This is a genomic window from Corallococcus sp. RDP092CA (genome assembly GCF_041903675.1).
Lineage (GTDB): Bacteria > Myxococcota > Myxococcia > Myxococcales > Myxococcaceae > Corallococcus.
In genome coordinates this window covers 101,089-119,344 of the sequence record NZ_JAYESI010000022.1, presented here as the reverse complement: position 1 = coordinate 119,344, position 18,256 = coordinate 101,089, and the positions used below count along the sequence as shown (strand labels likewise).

The following is an 18,256-nucleotide window of genomic DNA, read 5'->3' as shown; positions in this document are numbered from 1 at the left end:
GGCAGGCATCAACGCGGGAGCGGCCGGGGTGGGCGTGCTAGGTAGGAGGCATGTCTCCCCGACGCCCCGAAATCCTCGCCCCCGCTGGTGACCTGGAGTCGTTGCGTGCCGCCCTGGCCAGTGGCGCGGACGCCGTGTACTTCGGGCTCGATGAAGGCTTCAACGCGCGGGCGCGCGCGGAGAACTTCTCGCTCGCCCGGTTGTCGGAGACGGTGGGGCTCATCCACCGGGCCGGCGCGCGCGCCTACGTGACGCTGAACACGCTGGTGTTCGAGCCGGAGCTGCCGGTGGTGGAGCACCTCTTGCGCGGCGTGGCGAAGGCCGGCGTGGACGCGCTCATCGTGCAGGACCCGGCGGTGGCGCTGCTGGCGCGGGCGGTGTGCCCCCAGTTGGAGCTGCACGCCTCCACGCAGATGACGCTGTCCAGCGCGGAAGGGGCGCGGTTCGCCACGGGGCTGGGCTTCACGCGCATGGTGGTGCCGCGCGAGCTGTCGGTGGCGGAGATCCGCCGGCTGGCGTCGCAGACGGACATCGAGCTGGAGGTCTTCATCCACGGCGCGCTCTGCATGTCGTGGAGCGGCCAGTGCCTCACGAGCGAGGCCTGGGGCGGCCGGTCCGCGAACCGGGGCCAGTGCGCGCAGTCCTGCCGGCTGCCGTACGACCTGGTGGTGGACGGCGAGACGCGCGACCTGGGCGAGGTGAAGTACCTGCTCAGCCCCAAGGACCTGGCGGGCGTGCGCGCGGTGCCGGAGCTGGCGGACATCGGCGTGCACAGCCTGAAGATCGAGGGCCGGCTCAAGGGCCCGGCCTACGTCTCCAGCACGGTGCAGGGCTACCGCCGCTGGCTGGACGGCGTGATGGCCGGCAGGCCCGACGGCGCGCGGCTGGCGAAGGACCTGGCGGAGATGTCGCTGTCGTACAGCCGGGGGTTCTCGCACGGGTTCCTGGCGGGGTCCGACCACCAGACGCTGGTGGAGGGGCGCTTCCCGAAGCACCGCGGGCTGTACCTGGGCCGGGTGCGGGCGGTGTCGGGCAAGGACGTGCTGGTGGCGCCGGACGACCGGCCGTGGACGGGCGCGCTGGGCCTGGGCGACGAGCGCCCGGAGGCTCCGGCGGGCACGGTGTCCGCGCCGCTCACGGGCGAGCCCGACCCCGCGGACGTGGATCCGCGTCCGGGCATGGGCGTGGTGTTCGACGCGGGCGCGCCGGAGGACAAGCACGAGCCTGGCGGCCCCATCTTCCGCGTGGAGCGCGAAGGCGACGCGTGGGTGCTGGGCTTCGGGCACCCCGGGCCGGACCTGGGCCGCGTGGCGCCCGGGCAGCGCGTGTGGCTGAACAGTGACCCGGCGCTCGCGAGGCGCACGGAGGGGCTGCTCGCGCAGGGTGAGCCCGAGGGCCGCATCCCGCTGTCACTGGTGGTGTCCGGCGCGGAGGGCACGCCGCTGCGCGTGCGGATGAGCACCGGGCGGTTCACGCGCGAGGCGGTGGGCACGACGGTGCTCGCGCCGTCGCGAGGCGCGGGCGTGGACGCGGCGCTGCTCAAGGACAAGCTGGCCGCGCTGGGCGGGACGTCGTTCCATCTGGCGGAGCTGGACGCGTCCGGGCTGGCGCCGGGGCTGCACCTGCCCGTGTCGGAGCTGAAGGCGCTGCGGCGGCAGCTGGTGGCGGAGCTGACGGCGGACGTGGAGCGCGGCCCCGCGCGGACGGTGCGCGAGGAGGCGGTGGAGTCCGACGTGCGCGACGCGCTGCTGGCGAAGGTGGCGTCACGGCCGGCGGACGACGCGCCCCGGCTGCTGCCCTTGTGCCGCGACGACGCGCAGTTGGAGGCGGTCATCGCCGCGGGCCTGCGCGAGGTGGAGCTGGACTGGATGGAGCTGGTGGGGCTCCAGAAGGCGGTGGAGCGGGCGCGCGCGGCGGGGCTGCGCGTCACCATCGCCACGGTGCGGGTGCAGAAGCCGGGCGAGGAGGGCTACGACACGCGCCTGGACCGGCTGCGGCCGGACGCGGTGCTGGTGCGCCACTGGGGCGCGATGATGCACTTCCTGGAGCAGCCGGCGGGGGCGTCGCGGCCGGTGCTGCACGGGGACTTCTCGCTGAACGTCACGAACTCGCTGACGGCGGCGCACCTGTTGGGGTTGGGGCTGGACACGCTGACGGTGTCGCACGACCTGGACTCGGAGCAGCTGTTCGCGCTGCTGGAGCAGGCGCCGGCGCACCGGTTCGCGGTGGCGCTGCACCACCACATCGCCACGTTCCACACGGAGCACTGCGTGTATTCGCACACGCTGTCCAACGGGCGCGACTACAAGACCTGCGGGCGGCCGTGTGAGCAGCACGCCATCGCGCTGAAGGACCGGCTGGGCCTGGAGCACCCGGTCATCGTGGACGTGGGCTGCCGCAACACGGTGTTCAACGCGCAGGCGCAGAGCGCGGCGTCGCTGGTGCCCCGCCTGCTGGAGCGCGGCGTGCGGCGCTTCCGCGTGGAGTTCGTGCGCGAGACGCGCGAGGAGGCAGCCCGGGTGCTGGGCGCGTATCAGGAGCTGCTCGCGGGCCGGCTGGCGCCCGCGGAGGCGGTGAAGCGCGCGGCGGTGCACGAGCGGTTCGGCGTCACGCGCGGCACGATGCAGGTGCTCAAGCACCCGGCGGTGAACGCGCGCTGAGGCGCGGCGTGAGCAGGGCTCCTGCTTCGAGCCCTGCCCCTCTGTTCGTTCAGGCGATGTGGAGCACGTCCCACTTGGAGGAGGGGCTTCGCAGCCACTTCAAGCGCAGGAGGACGAACAGCAGCGTCATCGCGGCGAACCACTTCCAACCCAGGACGTCGTGCGCATCGCGAGGTCCGCGCCGCAACCATCGCAGCAGCAGGAACACCACCACCGGCGAGAGCCAGAGCGCGTAGAAGAAGCCCACCGAGGGCGGTGGGGGTCCGCACACATCCGCGAGCGTGAACTGCATGGGGCACCCTCCCGTCCCCGCAGTCTACCGCGGTCAGGCCGTGGCCGCGGATGGGGGCTCGGATTGGGGGGTCACGAGGTTCACCGGCTCACCGTCCTCGCCCAGCACCACCGGCGCGATGCCCAGCTTGCGCTCCACCAGCGTGTGCCCCAGGTAGACGAGCGGCGTCAGCCCGATGGCCACCAGCAGCTTCACCGCGTACGAGGTGAAGATGATCCGGAAGATGACGTTCTGCGGCAGCACGCCCGTCCAGGCGACGAACTGCACCACCACCGTGTCGATGAGCTGCGACACCACCGTGGAGCCCGTGGCGCGCAGCCACAGCATCCGGTTGTTCGTCACGCGCTTCAGCAGGTTGAAGACCGAGATGTCCAGGAACTGCGCCACCAGGTACGCCACCATCGACGCCATCAGGATGCGCTGCGAGCCGCCGAACACGTTGTTGAACGACGCCGCCACCGTCCCGTTGTAGTCCTTCGCCTCCGTCATCGGCGCCCACGGAATCTGCCCCGCCAGCGCGATGATCACGAACGTGAAGATGGCCATGAAGAAGCCCACCCACGTCACGAGCCGCGCGACCCTCTTGCCATAGAACTCGTTGAGGATGTCCGTCAGCAGGAACGTCACCGGGAACGGCAGCATGCCCGCGGACATCACCGCCACCACCGGGCCCAGGTGCACCTCGAACAGCTTCACCCCGATGATGTCGCCGACCACCAGCGAGGTGATGAACACCCCCGCGAGCACCACGAAGAGCTGAATCCGCCGGTCCAGGGTCATCCGATGCGTCCTTCACGAACGAGGCGCCTCTACAGCTAGCACACCCGCCCTCCCCCGTCGCTTGGCAGGCCGGGACCTACTCGGGCAGGTAATACAGCGTGCCCGCCCCCACGGGCGTCAGCTCCCCAGCGCCGCCTCCATCGAGGAGCACCAGCCGTGGCCGGTACACGCCCAGCACGGTCTGCTCGGTGGCCGTCGGGTTGTCGTAGCGGTGGCCGAAGACGCCCGGGCCGTTGAACGCCATCCCCCGCCCCACCGGCTGGCCCTCCAGCAGCATCCCCGCGCCCAGCACCAGCTCCATGCCCTCCGTGTGCCCGTCCGCGCGCGGCGGGATGCCCCCGCCCGGCTCCACCCGCAGCCGGTACACGCCGTAGGTCGCGCCCTCGTGGATGACGTCCACGTGGCCGAAGGGCTTCGCCTCCGCGCGGTACACCATCTCCTCGGCGGTCCGGTGCACCTGGAGCGACGGGATGGCCCAGCCCGTCAGCGCCTCCGGCTTGGTGACCCGCACCGTGGCGGCGTACAGGGGCGCGTGCGGCGCGGCGTCCGTGGGCGGCGCCAGCAGGTAGCGGCACACGGCCTCCGCCGCGGACTCCAGCAGCTCGAAGCGGCACGCATCCAAGAGGAAGCGCAGCTCACCGGCCAGCCGCCCGTAGTGCACGGTGTTCGCCAGCCTTCCGCCCACCGCCGCCTGTCTCGCGTCCAGGAAGAGCGCCACGTCCAGGCGCAGGGGCTGCGGCTTCACGCGCTCGCGGTTGTAGACGCCCACGATGACGTCCACCGTGAGCCCGCGCAGCTCCATCACGTCCAGCGGACGGCCCTGCGCGTCGGTGACCACGGGGTGGATCCACGCCGGCTCCTGGCTCACAGCTGCGCGCTCCTTCCGCCATCCACGGCGATGACCTGTCCGGTGAGGTACGGCGCCTCTCGCGCGAGGAACACCACGGTGCGCGCCACGTCCTCCACGCGGCCCTCGCGCCCCATGGGCACGCGCTGGAGCACGTCCCGCCGCGCGGCCTCGTCGAAGTGCTCCGGGAACGCCACCACCCCCGGCGAGATGGCGTTGACGCGCACGTGCGGCGCCAGCTCCACCGCCAGCGCGCGCGTCAGCATCACGAGCGCCGCCTTGCTCACCGAGTAGTGCGCGTAGTGGCTCACCGCCCGCTCCCCGCCGATGTCGGTGAGGTGCACCACCAGCGGGTCCCTCCCCGCGCGCAGCGACGGCAGCAGCGCCTGCGTGAGGAAGAAGGGCGCGTCCACGTTCACCGCGAGCATGCGGCGGTACTGCTCGCGCGTCACGTCCGCGAAGGCCACCCGCTCGTAGAGCCCCGCGTTGTGGACGACCACGTCCAGCGCGGGGTGCGCCTCGCGGACCCGAGCGCCCAGCGCGTCCACCGCGCGCGGGTCGGAGAGGTCGCCGCGGTAGAGCGCGACGGCGCGGCCCAGCGCTCGCAGCTCGTGCGCCAGCGCCTCCAGCGACGCCATGGAATGGTTCGCGTGAAGCGCCAGGTCGTAGCCGGCGCGGCCGAGCGCTCGCGCCACCGCGCTTCCAACGCGCACGCCCGCGCCCGTGATGAATGCGGTCCCCATATGCGGGCCCTGCCTAACAGGCCCGCCCGCGAAAGGCACCCGGCGCCTTCATCCACGAAACACCGCGGGGCGACACCTGGAGACCCCACTCCAGGCACCGCCCCGCGTTGTTCCCCTGCTTCCCCGCTGCGTCGTTCGTCCCAGCGCCTCGTGCTCGCTACGGGTAGTAGACCACCGTCTGCCAGCGGCGCCCGCCGTACGGCACCCAGACCCACTCCGTCACCGCCTGGTAGCCGCCCGCCACATAGCGCTGGTCGTAGTGGCCCGGCGTGCAGCGCACCGCGCGGCCGTGGCGCCCCCGCGCCACGCACTGCTCGGGGATCCAGACCTGCTCGTAGCGCGCGGGCACCCAGCGCTCCACCGTCTGCAGCTCGTAGCGGCCGCGCGCGTCCACCGGGCGCGGCATGGGGCCGTGGTTGCAGTTCGGGCCGCGGCAGCCCATGAAGCGGCGCGTCTTCTCGTCGTCATCGACGTAGCGGAACGCCTGGCCCTGCGGCACGGAGTCCCAGCCCCCCTGGTACCGCTGCCCGCCCCACTGCGCATCCGCCCGGGTCGGGCCGCGCCAGTCCGCCGCGAACGACGTGGAGGAGCCGAGCAGCAGTGCACCGAAGGCCAGGGTCGCGAGTCCGAGCTTGAAAGCCATGTCTTCCATCCTCCGTCCAGGTTGCTTGTCCTGACTGACGGGGCCCCCGCCGGAACATTCAAATCCCGTCGGCGCTCGCCCGACCCCGGTGGCGGGACCGGAGGGATGTGGGTACACCTCGCTCCATGTTCCACCGCGACGGCCCCACCTTCCGCGAGCTGGCCCGGCAGGCCCTCACCTCCGTCGAGCACGGCTACGACCTGCTCGCGCCCAAGTTCGAGCACACGCCGTTCCGCACGCCGGATCCGGTGCTCAAGGCCGCGCTCGCGCACGTGGGCCCCGTGGGCAGCGCCCTGGACGTGTGCTGCGGCACCGGCGCCGCGATGCGCGTGCTGCGCCCCCTGTGCCGCGAGCGCGTCGTCGGCTTCGACCTGAGCCAGGGCATGCTGGACGAGGCGCGGCGGCGGCTCGCGGATGCGCCGGGGAGCGCGGCGCTCGACTTCGTGCGCGGGGACGCGCTGGCGCTGCCCTTCGACGCGGCGTTCGACCTGGTGACCAGCTTCGGCGCCTTCGGACACATCCTGGAGGAGGACGAGCCCCGCCTCGTCGCGGGCATCGCGCGGGCGCTGAAGCCCGGGGGCCGCTTCGTCTTCGTCACCGCGCAGCCGCCGTCCGCGCTGAACCCCGGCTACTGGGTGGCGAAGGGCTTCAACGCGGCGATGCGCGTGCGAAACGCGCTCTGGAAGCCGCCGTTCGTCATGTACTACCTGACGTTCCTCGTGCCCCGCGCCCGCGCGCTGCTGGAGGCGGCGGGGTTCGACGTGGAGGTGCGCGAGGGCGACATGCCGGAGCCCTTCGGCCGGCTCGTCACCGTCATCGCCACCAAGCGCTGACGCGGCCTCACGGCGCGGCCGTGGCGCCTTCGGACTCCGCGTACTCCACCGCGAGGAGCTCGTATTCGACCGTGCCGCGCGGACGCTCCACCTGCACGGACTCGCCGGCCTCCTTGCCCAGGAGCGCGCGCGCCAGCGGGGACTCCACGCTCAACCGCCCCGCCTTCACGTCCGCCTCATCCGGACCGACGATGCGGTAGCGCATGCGCGCGCCGTCCTCGTCCTCCAGCACCACCCACGCCCCGAAGAAGACGCGGCCCGCCTGCGAGGGCTCCGGCGTCACCACCCGCACGTCCTCCAGGATGGCGGTGAGCTCGCGCGCCCGGCGCTCCCGCTCGCGCTTGCGCACGCCCGCCTCCAGCTCCGGCCAGTCCCGCGGCACGGGACCCTGAAGCTCCTGGAGCTCCTCCTGGAGCGCGCGGTAGCCCTCCGGCGTGATGTAGCGCTGCTCCGCCGACGTCGAACGCGGACGCGCGGGCGTGAGCCCCTCGTCGCCGCCCCCGTCTTCCTTGGTGAATGCCTTCGACATGGCCCGCTCCCTCCTCCCGGGAAATTTCTCAACGTTTCCCGGGCCTTGCACGTGGGGTCCGCCTGCCCGCCTGTTCTCCGCAGGTGCAATTTTACTACTTGGTCGGAATTGGACAGAATCCCGGGACATGCACCTCCCCCGAGCCGTGCCTCGCTTCGAGCATCGCCTGGCCGTCCGTCTGCGCGGCATGCTGCCGCTCTACACGCGGGATGTTTCGGAGAGCGGCTTCTGCGCGGAGATGCTCCAGCCGATGAAGGCGGGCGATCTCCTGGAAGGCGCGCTGCTGCTGGGGGACGAGGAGGTCCCCTTCCAGGCCCGGGTCATGTGGGCCCGCCGCTCCGCTGGGGAGCGCACGCGGGGGCGCTGCGGCGTGCGCTTCGTCACCATCGGCGAGGACTTCCAGCGGCGGCTGGGGGCGTTCAGGCGCGCGCAGGGCAGGCGCCTGATCCGCTGGTTCACCTGAGGTCCGGACCTACTTGCTGGTGGCCGTGTCGGGGGTGGGCTCGGCCGGGGTCTCCGACGGCGCGCCGGGCGTCGCGGGCGTGGCGGACGACTCCGGGGCGGGCTCGGCCGGGGCGGTGATGGGGGCGCCTTCGGGCGCGGGGGCCTGACCGGAGGGCACCACCTGGAGCTTGTAGCGGCTCACGCCCTTGGGCAGCACGACCTCCACCAGCGGGTTCTCCTTCACCAAGCCCGGGTCGAGCTGGAGGGAGAACTCGCCGTTCTCGTCGCTGACGGAGTTGAGGTGGTTGCGGTACTCGCCGCCCAGGATCTTGGCGCCCTTCACCGGCTGGCCCGTCTCGGCGTCCGTCACGCGCAGCACCACGAGCTGGTTCTCCTGGAGGGCGGTCGCGCCGTTCGCCTGCACGATGTCGTTGTAGCGCGGGCGCAGCGCGCAGGCGGACAGCAGCGCGGAGGAGAGGAGGGCGACGGTCAACAGGTTGCGGCGAAGGCTCATGGAATCCATCCGGGCTGGGAAGCGGTACTGCGGAGGCGCGGCAGCATAGCCGCCAGCCACCGGACGCCAAGTCCCCGGTGTGCCATGGTCCCCGCGTATGGCACCCGCCCTCACGCCCGGTGGCGGAAATTCCCGGCGGGCAGGCAGAACCAGCGCCCTCCTCCTCGGGGACCGGCGAGGCCCTCGGCCCTTCCACCCGCCCGCTTCCAGCACCATCTCCCAGGTGTCCGGGCACGTCCTTCCCCCCGCCCGAACGGAGGCCCATGCTCCATGAGTGAGACCTATACGGAGGAGTCGGAACGCGTCGCGAGTCCGGGCGAGCGCTTCCCGCTGAGGAATGAACAGGTCGAATACGCGAGCCTCCCGCCCGACACGCGCGTGGAGGAGAGCCGGATCTTCTGGAAGCACAACCGGTTCGACGTCAGCGTGCTGACGATGGTGCTCATCAGCGCCGTCACGTTCTTCATCCCGCTGTTCAACGGCCTGCTGGCCGGCACCTTCGGCGGCTTCCACGCGGGGCGGCCCCGCCGGGCCCTGGCCGCCGCGCTCGTCGCCGCCGTGGGGGTGCCCGCGGTGTTCTTCGTGGCCTACAACGTCTTCAGCGTGGGCTCCGAGCGCCTCTTCTACGGCCTGGGCTGGTGGAACTGGACCCTCCTGAACGCCATCGGCCTGTTCATCGGCGCCCTCTGCGGGGCCGCCAGCCGCCCGATGTTCAGCGGGGAGATCCCCGTCGGCTACGCGTACCCGACGGGCGTCAGCGGAGCTCCACTCCTAGCGCAAGGCGATGTCGCGCCAGCCCTTCCGGAAGGCTCGCGAGACTTCTCCCGGGACCTGCCCACGACGCGAGTGTCCCCTCCCAGTGAACCTGGGCGCGAGGAGTGAGCAGCACGCTCCAGCGGGCGACCCGCCCCAGGTACCACTCCACCTGGAGCGTCGCGTCCGCCTCGTGCGTGAAGCCCGGCGTGATGCCCATGCGCCACGAGGGCACGTAGGTGGCCTCCAGGCGCAGCGCGCTGTTTCCCGGTCCGGGCAGGCCCGTGCGATGGGCCAGTGACAGCCGGGGCCCGACGGTCGGGACCGTCTCCCCCCGGCTCCAGGCCATCGCAGCCTGGGCGCCCAACCCCACCGCCAGGAAGGTGTCGAAGCGCTCCGAGGCCGACACCACGCCCAGCGCCTCCGCCTCCATCGTCGCGCGGTAGGGCAGCGGGCGGTCGAGGTCCGTGGACATCCTCGCCTCCGCGCCCCAGCCCAGCGCGTCGGAGAGCGACCGCTGCTGCTGGGGCAACTCGGGCAGCAGCGTGCGGTAGCCCACCAACGTCAGGCGCGACCCGATGATGCGCGGCACGCCCCAGCGGGGCTCCACCGAGAGCTCTCCGTCCAGCACGCGCAGCTCGCTGCTGGACTGGAAGCCGTGCAGGCGCGCGTCGCCCAGGGCCTCGTTCATCGCGGAGGTGCGCAGGCTCACCACCGGCCGCGCGGCCCCCACCTCCGGGAAGTCCATGCCGCCGCTCACCACCATGCGGGCCGCGCCGGATTCGCGCAGCGCGCCCCGGGCCCAGGTGGTCTCCGCCTCCACCTTCCGTTGATGGTCCCGCGCGAGGAAGGCGCGCGGATCCACGCCCGCGAACGGACCCTCGTTCAGCGTGCCCTGCGCCTCCGTGGCCGCGGCGAAGGCGGCTTCGGTGCGCTCCGCCCGGACCAGGGCCTTGAGCTCGTCCGGCGTGGGCAGGCGCTTGGTGGCGGTGTCCAGGGCCTGCTGGAGCAGGGCCGTGCGGTCGAGCACCGCGAGCTTCCGCTGCATGGCGTCCTCGCGCTCGAAGAGGCGCTGACGTTCCCGAGCCCCCTGCGTGGCGCCCCCCTCCCCCTTGAGGTCGACGGCGACGAGGCGCTCACGTTCGATGGAGAGCTTCTCCTCCTCGGCTTGATCCACCGCCGCGCGCTCCACCCGAACCGCGTGCGCCACGTAGGCGTGCAGGGCTTCGCGCGCGTTGGCTTGTTCGGGTGGCGCGGCGGCATCGAGCGCCGTCATCACGGCCTGGGGCAGGTGCTCGTAGGCCCGCCGGCGGACGTCGGGCTCGGGGGACTGGAGCTGGCGGTGCACGTGGTGCAGGGGCGCGAGGGCAGCGGCCGGCAGCAGGGAGGCCAGCGTCGTGAGCAGCCGCTCCTCTTCCACGAGCGCGCGCCGGGCGCGGTCACCGGTGGACTCGAAGGCGTCTGGCAGGTGCTCCAGGAGCGGCACCGTGCGGCCCCGGGCGTCCACGACGCTCGTCTTCGCGAGCGTGTCCAACGTGGCGGTGGGCAGGACCCACAGCGTGCCGGGGGCGCTCACGTGTCTGCCGTCCTCCAGCGAGCCGTTGAGGAGGAAGAGGAGCGCGGCGGCGCAGTTGTCGGTGAAGAAGTAGTAGCCCAGGTAGCCGCGACGCTCGAGCTCCCAGATGCGCTCCAGCATGCGCTGGGACTCGCCGGGCGTGAGGTTCAGCCGGAAGCGGCGGATGGTGCGCTGCTCCAGCTCCAGCGACTCGTGGGTGATGTCGCCCAGGGTGCCCGTGAGGAAGACGGTGCTGTAGCCGCCCGTCATGCCCTTCATCAGGTAGCCCAGGCCCTTCTCCTCCATGCCGGTGAGCGCCACGAGCTGCACGACGCGCTCGAAGCCCGGGCCCTGCACCCTGGCGCCTTCGCGCCAGACCGGGCGCAGGAGGAGGTGGCCGAAGAGGGACTGGGGCTGGCGGCCCGAGGCCGCGACGAGCAGGACCTCCAGGTGGGAGAGCGCGTCCGCCTCCGCCCAGGCGTCGAAGGCCGGGCAGTCGCCCCTCGCGGGCAGCGTGCCCAGGCGCGCTTCCGCGATGAGCTCCGACAGGGCGCGCGCCTTGGAGAACTCCTGGCAGCGCACCTGATCATCCACGGGCAACGCCTCCGGGCGCAGGGACTCCACGGGGACGAACAGCTCCTCCGCGAACGTGACCAGGTCCAACGACGCGCTGACCTGGCCCCGGGCGCGGCTGAAGGCGCCCGCGTAGGTGATGCTCGCGGACTCCCTCCACGTGAGGGGCCGGTCGAAGGGGAGCAGCCATCCGTCCAACCTGCGCCACTGGGGACGCTTGCTCCAGCCGCGCGCGTCGTCCCAGCGCTGCATCACGGCGTGCACCACGGCGCGGCGGCGCCACAGGTGCTCGGCCTCCGGGTCGGTGAGCCGTGACAGCCGCAGCGTGGCCCGGCGCTCCTCGGACGGGGCGTAGCGGTAGAGGTGGAACTGCTCGCGGGACTCCGACCAGTCGGGACGGGCCTTCGTGCCGTCGCCCAGGCCCAGGGGCGCGGGCTCCGGGTGGAGCACCAACTCCAGCTTGCCCCCCGGCGGACGGCGCATCGCGGGAGGCAGGGCGGCGAGGCCCGCCTCCACGTCCGAGACCAGCGCGGCATCCCGCGCCGCGGCGCCGCGCAGGAGGATGCCCGCCGTGGCCTCCAGGGCCGCGACCCGCGAGGCCAGGGCGACCTCCGGGGACACGCCCCTCAAGAACGCGGGCACCGCGAGGTGGCCTGGGGGTTCTTCGAGGAGCGCCGCGTCCTGTCCCCGCGCGTGTGCCCGCGCGCTCACGCAGAGCAGCAGCACCGTCAGCAACCCCGCCCAGGCTGGGCGGGGCTTCACTGAAGGGCCTCGGCCGCTTGGGTCGCCCCTTCCTGCTCCTGGAGGAACGCCCGCCGGTCCTCTTCGAGCCGGGGCTCGGTGCGCGCCAGCGCGCCCACCCGCTCCAGCCAGGCGCGGGCGCGCTCGGGCGTCAGCCTCCTCGCGTCCGCCATGCTCAGCAGCTCCTGGCGGTGCGCGCGCAGCAGCCTGCCGAAGACCTCCAGGTTCTCCCGGCGGATGCGCGCCGCCTGCGCCAGGTCTTCCACCGTCGGGCCGGCGCCCAGCGCCAGGTCCTCGCGCAGCTGGTGCGTGCGGGCCCGCAGGTACACCTGGGCCGCCTGCCCCACCTCCCTGGGCGAGGGCCGCTTGCCCTTGCGCCGCGCCGAGTGCTCGTAGGACTGCCAGATGACGATGCCGAGGCCCATCACCGTCAGCGCCACCGTGGCCGTCGATAGGAGCTGGTTCTCCCGGCCATTGCTGCTCTCGCTGCGCGTGCGCGAGTCGTCGCCCTGGTCCACCTGGTTCGACTCGCTGGTGCCCGAGTCGCTGTGCTCGCTGGAGCCGGAGTGGCTGGAGTCCCCTTCTCCCGTGCTGTGGTCGCTGGCGCCCGAGGAGTCGTTCGAGTCCGTCTGACTCAAGTCCCCGTGGCTGGAGTTGCCCGAGTCGGAGTCGCTGGACTCGCCCGAGCCCGACTCGCTGGAGCCCTCGTCGCTGGAGCCGTCGGAGCCGGACTGGCTCGAATCTCCACCGCTGGAGTTGCCCGAGTCCGACTGGCTGGAGTTGCCCGAGTCCGACGCATCCGCGGCCCGCAGGCCCGCGGAGGGCGTGCGACACCCCACGGCGAACACCAGCATCGACGCCGTCACCACGCGCTTCCAGGAAGGCTTCGTCCGCATCCATCCCCCTCGACAAGGCGCCACCGGGCCTGGCGCCAACCCACGCCCTAGCCAACCGCATGCCGGGCGTTGGATTGTGCATTATCGAGAGGTTGGTGGATCGTCTGACGCGATACGGCGCGAAAACCCGGTCCCAGGGTGCGTCAAGGACTTCGCGCCCCTCGCTCCACGGCGGGTGGGGCTACGCGAGCCTCGCGCTTCCGGGTTCCCTCCCCGGGCGACGGGCGCCCTCCTCCAGGAAGAGACGTCTCAGATAGGGATTGAGGAAGCGCCCCTCCGGGTCCAGCTGCTCGCGCACGCGCTGGAAGTCGTCCCAGCGCGGATACAGGTGTTTCAGCGTCTCCGCCGTCTGCGTGTGCAGCTTGCCCCAGTGCGGCCGGCCGCCGTGGTTGCGGAAGATGGCCTCCGCGCCGGAGAAGTAGGGCTCCAGCGGCATGCCCCGGTATTGATGCACCGCGATGAACGCGCGGTCCCCGCCGTTCGCCGGGCTGAGGAACACGTCGTCGCCGCGCACGAAGCGGTACTCCACGGGGAAGTGCACGGGCAGGTGCTCGCGCGTGATGTACCCGGACAGCTCGCGCAGGCAGTCCGGCCCGCGCTCCACCGGCACGGCGTATTCCATCTCCTGGAAGCGCACGAGCCGCGGCGTGGCGAACAGCGCGTGGCTCTGCCCCGCCAGCACCCCCTCCGACGCCAGCTTCGCCGACAGCCGGCTCACCGGCGCGCACCACGCCGGCCGCAGGCGGCACGCGCGGCTCACCGCGCCAAAGACGGCGTTCTCCATCACCATCTCGCTGAACCAGCGCCCCACGCCCACCCCGTGCGGGGTCTCGTCCGTGAGGTCCATGGCCTTGGTCATCACGCGGTCGGAGTGCGGGAACCAGAAGAACTCGTAGTGCCGGTGGCGCGCCCGCGCTTCGTCCAGCCCCGCGAGGCACTCCTCCAGCCCCAGGTTCCGACGCGTCAGCCGCAGCCGGTACGCGGGCAGCAAGCGCAGCCGCACCCGCGTCACCACGCCCAGCGCGCCCAGGGACACCCGCGCGGCCTGGAGCAGCTCCGGCGACGCGTCCTCCGAGCACGTCACCTCGTCACCGCTCGCCGTGACGAGCGTCATCGCCGCCGCCTGCGTGGAGAGGATGCCCAGCTCCACGCCCGTGCCGTGCGTGCCCGTGCCCAGCGCGCCGCCCAGCGACTGCTTGTTGATGTCGCCCAGGTTCTCCATCGCGAGCCCGTGCGACGCGAGCAGCGTCCCCAGCTCGCGCAGGTTCGTGCCCGCCCACACCACGGCCTCGCGCGCGCCCTCGTCCACGGACTCCAGGCCCCGCAGCGCTTCGAGCGACACCATCGTCTCGTCCGTCGCGCACAGCGGCGGGAACGAGTGGCCGCTGCCCACCACGCGCACGGTGCGCCCCTGGGCGCTGGCCTCGCGGAGCGCGGCCTTCAGCGCGTCCACGGACTCCGGCTGGAGGAAGCCGGACGGGTGGGCCACCACCGCGCCGGACCAGTTGCGCCACGTCTTCGCCTTCACCGCCTCGGTCGTCATGCCGTCACCCCCATTCACCCCGGTAGGTCGGGACCTCTTCCACGACGCGGCCCTCCGAGATGAGCAGCAGCGTGCGGAAGTGCTCGCACACCTCGCCCGCCTTCGCGTGCCGGAAGAACACCGGCGCGCCCAGGGGCAGCGGCACCGGGCCCGTGTACGCGATGGGCGTCTGCACCTCGCCCGCGCCCTCCAGCGGGAGGAGCCTGGCGCCCTCGGGCAGGTAGGGCGCGGGCAGCTTGTCCGCGCCCGCCGCGCCAGAGGCCACGTAGCCCCCGCCCTGGAGCGTGAAGACGCCCGGGCCCGGACGCCGCGTGACGGGGATGGCGAACGCCACCGCGGGCTGGTGGTGGAAGCCGCGATAGCCGTCGAAGAGCGCGGGCGAGTACAGGCCGCTGCCCGCGGTGAGCTCGGTGACGCTCGCGTCCTGGCGCGTGGACTCCAGGCTGCCGGTGCCACCGCCGTTCACGAAGCGCGGCGCGAAGCCCGCGACCTTCAGCGCCGCCACCACCGCCTGCCGGCGCGCGTGCACGCGGCCCACCGAGCCCCGCTTGAGCGCCCGGATGACCACGTTCTTCGCCCCCGTGCGCGGCGCCGCGTCCGGCACGCCCGCGAGCTGCGCCTCGTAGCCCATGACGCCCGCCAGGAACGCGGCGTCTTCTTCCGCCGCGATGCGCCTCGCCACCCTCAGCGCGTCCTCCGGCGAGCGCACCGGCGAGCGGTGCACCCCGAAGCGCAGGCCCGGCAGGTCCACGGACAGGTCCACGTCCAGGCACAGCGGCGCACGCGCGCCGTGCCGCCGGGCAGCCCGGGCGGCGAGCGCCACGTGCTCCACCGAGTCGACCATCAGCGTCACGGGCGCCGGCGGACGGCAGAGGTCCGCCAGGGCCTCGGCATCCACGACGGGGTAGCCCATGAGCAGGTCGCTAAAGCCGCGCTCGCGCAGGCGCACGGCTTCGTCGGCGCTGAAGCACATGAGGCCCTGGAAGCCGGGGTGCTCGTCGAGCACGCGCCGCAGCAACGACACGCACCGCACCGACTTGGTGGCCACCCGCACCGGCAGGCCCCCCGCGCGCCGCAGCAGCGCCGCCGCGTTCTCGCCCAGCAGGTCCAGGTCCGCGAAGGCCAGCGGCAGCCGCCGTCCCTCCAGCGCCCGGGCGTAGTAGGCGTAATCACGCGGCATCTCAGGGCCTCCGGGCGGGGACGACAGGCGCGGCCATCATCGCCGCGCCCCGTCACGGCGGGGGCGTCGCGGCACCGGGCCCGTGGGGTGGTGGACAGGTGGGGCGGGAGGCGCCAGAAAAGGGGCAGCGCGCCGGACATTCCTGGGGGAACGCCCGGCGCGCGCACACGCGGTTTCTTCGACTCCTAGGGTCGGCCCACCCCCCCGGAAGGGCACGGAATGCCATGGTGCCGTCAGCCGAAAGTCATTTCTATTGAGGAAATCACGCGAGTCTTAAACGACTCGGGGGTCTGGGAATCACTTCCCACCTGGACAGGCGGAAGAGGCGCTGATTCCCATTCCGACCTTACAAGTCTTCCAATTGGCCCCAGCGGCTATAGTAAGTAAACCGTGATTGATTTGATTTCCGAGGACCAACGCCTCTTGCAGGAGCTGGAGGGCCTGCTGGAGGGGTTGGAGCCTGGCTCCGAGGCCCTGCCGACGGTCCTCACCGCGCTCCGGAGCGCCCTGCGCGCGGAGCGGACGGCGGCCTACGGCGTGGACGTGGGCCCGGACCGCTATCACACGGCGTTCGTGCACGGCGTGGGCTTCCCGCAGCCGCCCTCGGTCCTGTCAGAGATGTTCGACGCGTCGCTGCCGCCGGCGGGGACCTGCTTCGGCTATTTCGATCCCGCGCGGCCGCCCCTGGCCCAGCGCAACCGGGCGATGCGCTTCTCGCCGCTGGGGCTCTCGGAGCCGCTGCGGGCCCTGCCCATCACCGGCGAGGGCGAGGGGCCGCTGTGGGAGCGTCTGGGGTTGAGCGAGGCGGAGTGGGAGCACGGGCGGACGTACCTGGCGGGCTCCCCCGCCAATCTCTATCGGCAATTGGGATTGGAGCCGCTGGCGCAGCTGCGGGTGCTGGTGTGCGAGGGCGACATGATGCTGGGCTGGGTGGGCGCCTTCCGGACCGAGCCCTTCACGGAGCGGGAGCAGCGGCTGTTGCAGGCGCTGACGCCGGCCATCCAGCGGCGGATGGCCATGGACCGGCGGCTGCGCGAGGCGGGCCTGCTGGGGCCGGCCCTGGGCGCGGCGCTGGAGGTGCTGGGGCGGCCCGCGTGGGTCGTCACGTTCAGCGGCCGGGTGATGCACGCGAACAAGGCGGGCCAGGCGCGGTGGGAGCAGGACGCCCAGGCGCTGGCGGCGCAGGTGCGCGAGTGTCTGCGGAGCCCGCCGGGCACGGGGCCGCTGTTCTCCTCCGGGCCGCTGCGCACGCAAGGGCTGCCGGACCACTACCTGGTGCTGGACCCCGGGCCGCCGATGGATCCGACCTCGCGCCTGCCGGTGCTGACCCAGCGCTGGGGGCTCACCGCGCGCGAGGCGCAGGTGCTGGAGCACGTGGTGCAGGGCGAGACGAACAAGGCCATTGCCCTGCACCTGGGCTGCGCCGAGCGCACGGTGGAGGTGCACGTCACGCACCTGCTGAACAAGGCCCAGGTGGAGAGCCGCTCCGCGCTCATCTCCCGCTTCTTCCAGTCCTGAAGGGCCGGTGGGTGACGGCCGGGACGTGACTAGGATGGAGGGATGGACGACGCGCTCTTGAGGAAGGCGCTGGCTCGCGCGGACGCGGCGGTGGCGAAGGGGCCGCACGCGGTCGCGGCGGAGGGCCGGCGCCGCACGCTGCACGTGGCGATGGGGGACCCGCAGGCGGACTTCGACCGGGTGCTGTCCATCCTCTGGCTGAAGGGGCTGCTGGACGGAGAGGGCGGGCTGCGCTCGGACGTGTGCCTGGTGTCCGTGGGCGACCACTTCGACTGGGGCCCCGCGGCGGACCGGGAGCGCGTGGCCCGGAGCGCGCTCCGGCTGGTGGCGTGGCTCGCGTCCCACCCGGCGGACCAGGCGGTGATGCTCCTGGGCAACCACGACCTGGGGCGCGTGGGGGAGCTGGCGGACTTCACCGACGCGACCTTCCGCGCCGCGCAGGCGGACGCGGACCGGGTCTACGCGGGGGACGCCACCGACGCGGCGGCGGAGCGGGCCTTCCTCCAGCGCTGGCCCGGGCTGCCGAGCGCGGAGCTGGCGGCGCGGGACTTCAGCACCTGGACCGAGGAGCAGCGCGCGTGGGTGGAGCACCTGCTGCGCGCACGGCGCTTCCGGGTGGCGCACGCGGCAGGAGACTCGCTGCTGGTGCTGCACGCGGGCGTCACGCGTGAGGACCTGCGGGTCGTGGGGCTGGAGCCCGCGAGGTGGGCGGAGGCGCGCGCGGTGGCCGAGGCGCTCAACGGCGTGATGGACCGGGCGGTGGACGCGTGGAAGGGCGGGCCGCTCGTGCTGCCGGGGCTGCACCATCCGGGCAACGCGAAGGATGGCGAAGGGCTGGGCATCTTCTACCAGCGGCCCAGCCTCCAGGCAGACGACGCGGAGCGCGTGCGGGGGACGCCCCGGCGCAGGTTCGATCCCCGGGACCTGCCGCGCGGGCTGGTCCAGGTGGTGGGCCATACGCGGGACAAGCGGGTGCGGGAGCTGGTGTCCGCTCCGGGGCCCGCGCGCGACGGGGTGTTGCGCCATCTGGTGACGGACGGGGCGCGCGTGGACTACGCGCACGGCCCGCCGCCAGTGACGGGCCCGGGCGAGGCGGTGATGGTGTTCACCGACGGCGCCATGCGCGAGGGCCGCGCGGAGGACTTCGAGCTGTTCGACCTGGAGGCGCGGCGCGCGGTGAAGCGAGCGCCGTGAACCCCCGCGCGTGCCCCA

The 18,256-nt window shown here is 72.9% G+C and carries 16 protein-coding genes; 5 read left to right on the top strand and 11 right to left on the bottom strand.

All coding sequences use genetic code 11. The annotated features are described in order from the left end of the window. Positions 1-50 precede the first annotated feature (50 nt). The gene (locus tag U8525_RS23045) at positions 51-2,660 is read left to right on the top strand and encodes a DUF3656 domain-containing protein (protein WP_374268444.1); all 2,610 of its coding nucleotides are present in this window, start codon (positions 51-53) and stop codon (positions 2,658-2,660) included. A gap of 49 nt (positions 2,661-2,709) precedes the next feature. On the opposite strand, the gene U8525_RS23040 is transcribed toward U8525_RS23045, so the two are convergent. From U8525_RS23040 to U8525_RS23020, 5 genes are all read right to left on the bottom strand, one after another. Continuing rightward, positions 2,710-2,952: a hypothetical protein gene (locus U8525_RS23040; RefSeq protein ID WP_374268443.1), complete on the bottom strand. Its 243-nt coding sequence runs from the start codon at positions 2,950-2,952 to the stop codon at positions 2,710-2,712. A gap of 33 nt (positions 2,953-2,985) precedes the next feature. Next, on the bottom strand, positions 2,986-3,732 hold the full coding sequence (locus tag U8525_RS23035; RefSeq protein ID WP_374268442.1) for a queuosine precursor transporter: 747 nt from the start codon (positions 3,730-3,732) through the stop codon (positions 2,986-2,988). A gap of 76 nt (positions 3,733-3,808) precedes the next feature. After that, positions 3,809-4,600, bottom strand: coding sequence for a dihydroneopterin aldolase (locus U8525_RS23030; protein WP_374268441.1), 792 nt, complete (start codon positions 4,598-4,600; stop codon positions 3,809-3,811). After that, entirely contained in the window at positions 4,597-5,322 is a 726-nt protein-coding gene (locus U8525_RS23025) for an SDR family oxidoreductase (protein ID WP_374268440.1), read from the bottom strand. The genes U8525_RS23030 and U8525_RS23025 overlap by 4 nt, the downstream gene beginning before the upstream one ends. 157 nt (positions 5,323-5,479) lie before the next feature. Further along, complete coding sequence (locus U8525_RS23020) at positions 5,480-5,965, bottom strand: hypothetical protein (protein ID WP_374268439.1); 486 nt, start codon at positions 5,963-5,965, stop codon at positions 5,480-5,482. 125 nt (positions 5,966-6,090) lie between these two features. Between U8525_RS23020 and U8525_RS23015 the strand changes: the two genes are divergently transcribed. After that, complete coding sequence (locus U8525_RS23015; protein ID WP_374268438.1) at positions 6,091-6,798, top strand: class I SAM-dependent methyltransferase; 708 nt, start codon at positions 6,091-6,093, stop codon at positions 6,796-6,798. A 7-nt stretch (positions 6,799-6,805) separates the two neighbouring features. Here U8525_RS23015 and U8525_RS23010 read toward each other — a convergent pair whose 3' ends face one another. Next, positions 6,806-7,327, bottom strand: a complete 522-nt coding sequence (locus tag U8525_RS23010) for a GreA/GreB family elongation factor (protein WP_374268437.1) — start codon at positions 7,325-7,327, stop codon at positions 6,806-6,808. A 127-nt stretch (positions 7,328-7,454) separates the two neighbouring features. Here U8525_RS23010 and U8525_RS23005 point away from each other — a divergent pair, with 127 nt between their 5' ends. After that, a complete protein-coding gene (locus tag U8525_RS23005; protein ID WP_374268436.1) occupies positions 7,455-7,790 on the top strand; it encodes a PilZ domain-containing protein in 336 nt (111 codons plus the stop codon). Between the two features lie 9 nt (positions 7,791-7,799). On the opposite strand, the gene U8525_RS23000 is transcribed toward U8525_RS23005, so the two are convergent. The 5 genes from U8525_RS23000 to U8525_RS22980 form a co-directional block, all read right to left on the bottom strand. Further along, positions 7,800-8,285: a hypothetical protein gene (locus U8525_RS23000; protein WP_374268435.1), complete on the bottom strand. Its 486-nt coding sequence runs from the start codon at positions 8,283-8,285 to the stop codon at positions 7,800-7,802. Between the two features lie 754 nt (positions 8,286-9,039). Further along, entirely contained in the window at positions 9,040-11,928 is a 2,889-nt protein-coding gene (locus tag U8525_RS22995; RefSeq protein WP_374268434.1) for a DUF4105 domain-containing protein, read from the bottom strand. After that, positions 11,925-12,803, bottom strand: coding sequence for a hypothetical protein (locus U8525_RS22990; protein ID WP_374268433.1), 879 nt, complete (start codon positions 12,801-12,803; stop codon positions 11,925-11,927). Before U8525_RS22990 ends, U8525_RS22995 begins: the two co-directional genes overlap by 4 nt. A 181-nt stretch (positions 12,804-12,984) precedes the next feature. Then, positions 12,985-14,346 carry a D-arabinono-1,4-lactone oxidase gene (locus tag U8525_RS22985; protein ID WP_374268432.1) on the bottom strand — a complete coding sequence of 454 codons (1,362 nt, stop codon included), beginning with the start codon at positions 14,344-14,346 and terminating at the stop codon, positions 12,985-12,987. 4 nt (positions 14,347-14,350) lie between these two features. Continuing rightward, positions 14,351-15,526 carry an alanine racemase gene (locus U8525_RS22980; RefSeq protein WP_374268431.1) on the bottom strand — a complete coding sequence of 392 codons (1,176 nt, stop codon included), beginning with the start codon at positions 15,524-15,526 and terminating at the stop codon, positions 14,351-14,353. Between the two features lie 390 nt (positions 15,527-15,916). Between U8525_RS22980 and U8525_RS22975 the strand changes: the two genes are divergently transcribed. Then, positions 15,917-17,044, top strand: a complete 1,128-nt coding sequence (locus U8525_RS22975; RefSeq protein ID WP_374268430.1) for a LuxR C-terminal-related transcriptional regulator — start codon at positions 15,917-15,919, stop codon at positions 17,042-17,044. Positions 17,045-17,086: 42 nt separating this feature from the next. Further along, positions 17,087-18,238, top strand: a complete 1,152-nt coding sequence (locus tag U8525_RS22970; RefSeq protein ID WP_374268429.1) for a transcriptional regulator — start codon at positions 17,087-17,089, stop codon at positions 18,236-18,238. Positions 18,239-18,256: the final 18 nt, after the last annotated feature.

Bases quoted from the DNA above. Each gene is read 5' to 3' on its own strand.
- U8525_RS23010 (WP_374268437.1), bottom strand. From the start codon at position 7,327: ATGTCGAAGGCATTCACCAAGGAAGACGGGGGCGGCGACGAGGGGCTC.
- U8525_RS23005 (WP_374268436.1), top strand. From the start codon at position 7,455: ATGCACCTCCCCCGAGCCGTGCCTCGCTTCGAGCATCGCCTGGCCGTC.
- U8525_RS22970 (WP_374268429.1), top strand. From the start codon at position 17,087: ATGGACGACGCGCTCTTGAGGAAGGCGCTGGCTCGCGCGGACGCGGCG.
- U8525_RS23015 (WP_374268438.1), top strand. From the start codon at position 6,091: ATGTTCCACCGCGACGGCCCCACCTTCCGCGAGCTGGCCCGGCAGGCC.
- U8525_RS22985 (WP_374268432.1), bottom strand. From the start codon at position 14,346: ATGACGACCGAGGCGGTGAAGGCGAAGACGTGGCGCAACTGGTCCGGC.
- U8525_RS23020 (WP_374268439.1), bottom strand. From the start codon at position 5,965: ATGGCTTTCAAGCTCGGACTCGCGACCCTGGCCTTCGGTGCACTGCTG.
- U8525_RS23000 (WP_374268435.1), bottom strand. From the start codon at position 8,285: ATGAGCCTTCGCCGCAACCTGTTGACCGTCGCCCTCCTCTCCTCCGCG.
- U8525_RS23025 (WP_374268440.1), bottom strand. From the start codon at position 5,322: ATGGGGACCGCATTCATCACGGGCGCGGGCGTGCGCGTTGGAAGCGCG.
- U8525_RS23035 (WP_374268442.1), bottom strand. From the start codon at position 3,732: ATGACCCTGGACCGGCGGATTCAGCTCTTCGTGGTGCTCGCGGGGGTG.
- U8525_RS23040 (WP_374268443.1), bottom strand. From the start codon at position 2,952: ATGCAGTTCACGCTCGCGGATGTGTGCGGACCCCCACCGCCCTCGGTG.
- U8525_RS22990 (WP_374268433.1), bottom strand. From the start codon at position 12,803: ATGCGGACGAAGCCTTCCTGGAAGCGCGTGGTGACGGCGTCGATGCTG.
- U8525_RS22980 (WP_374268431.1), bottom strand. From the start codon at position 15,526: ATGCCGCGTGATTACGCCTACTACGCCCGGGCGCTGGAGGGACGGCGG.
- U8525_RS23045 (WP_374268444.1), top strand. From the start codon at position 51: ATGTCTCCCCGACGCCCCGAAATCCTCGCCCCCGCTGGTGACCTGGAG.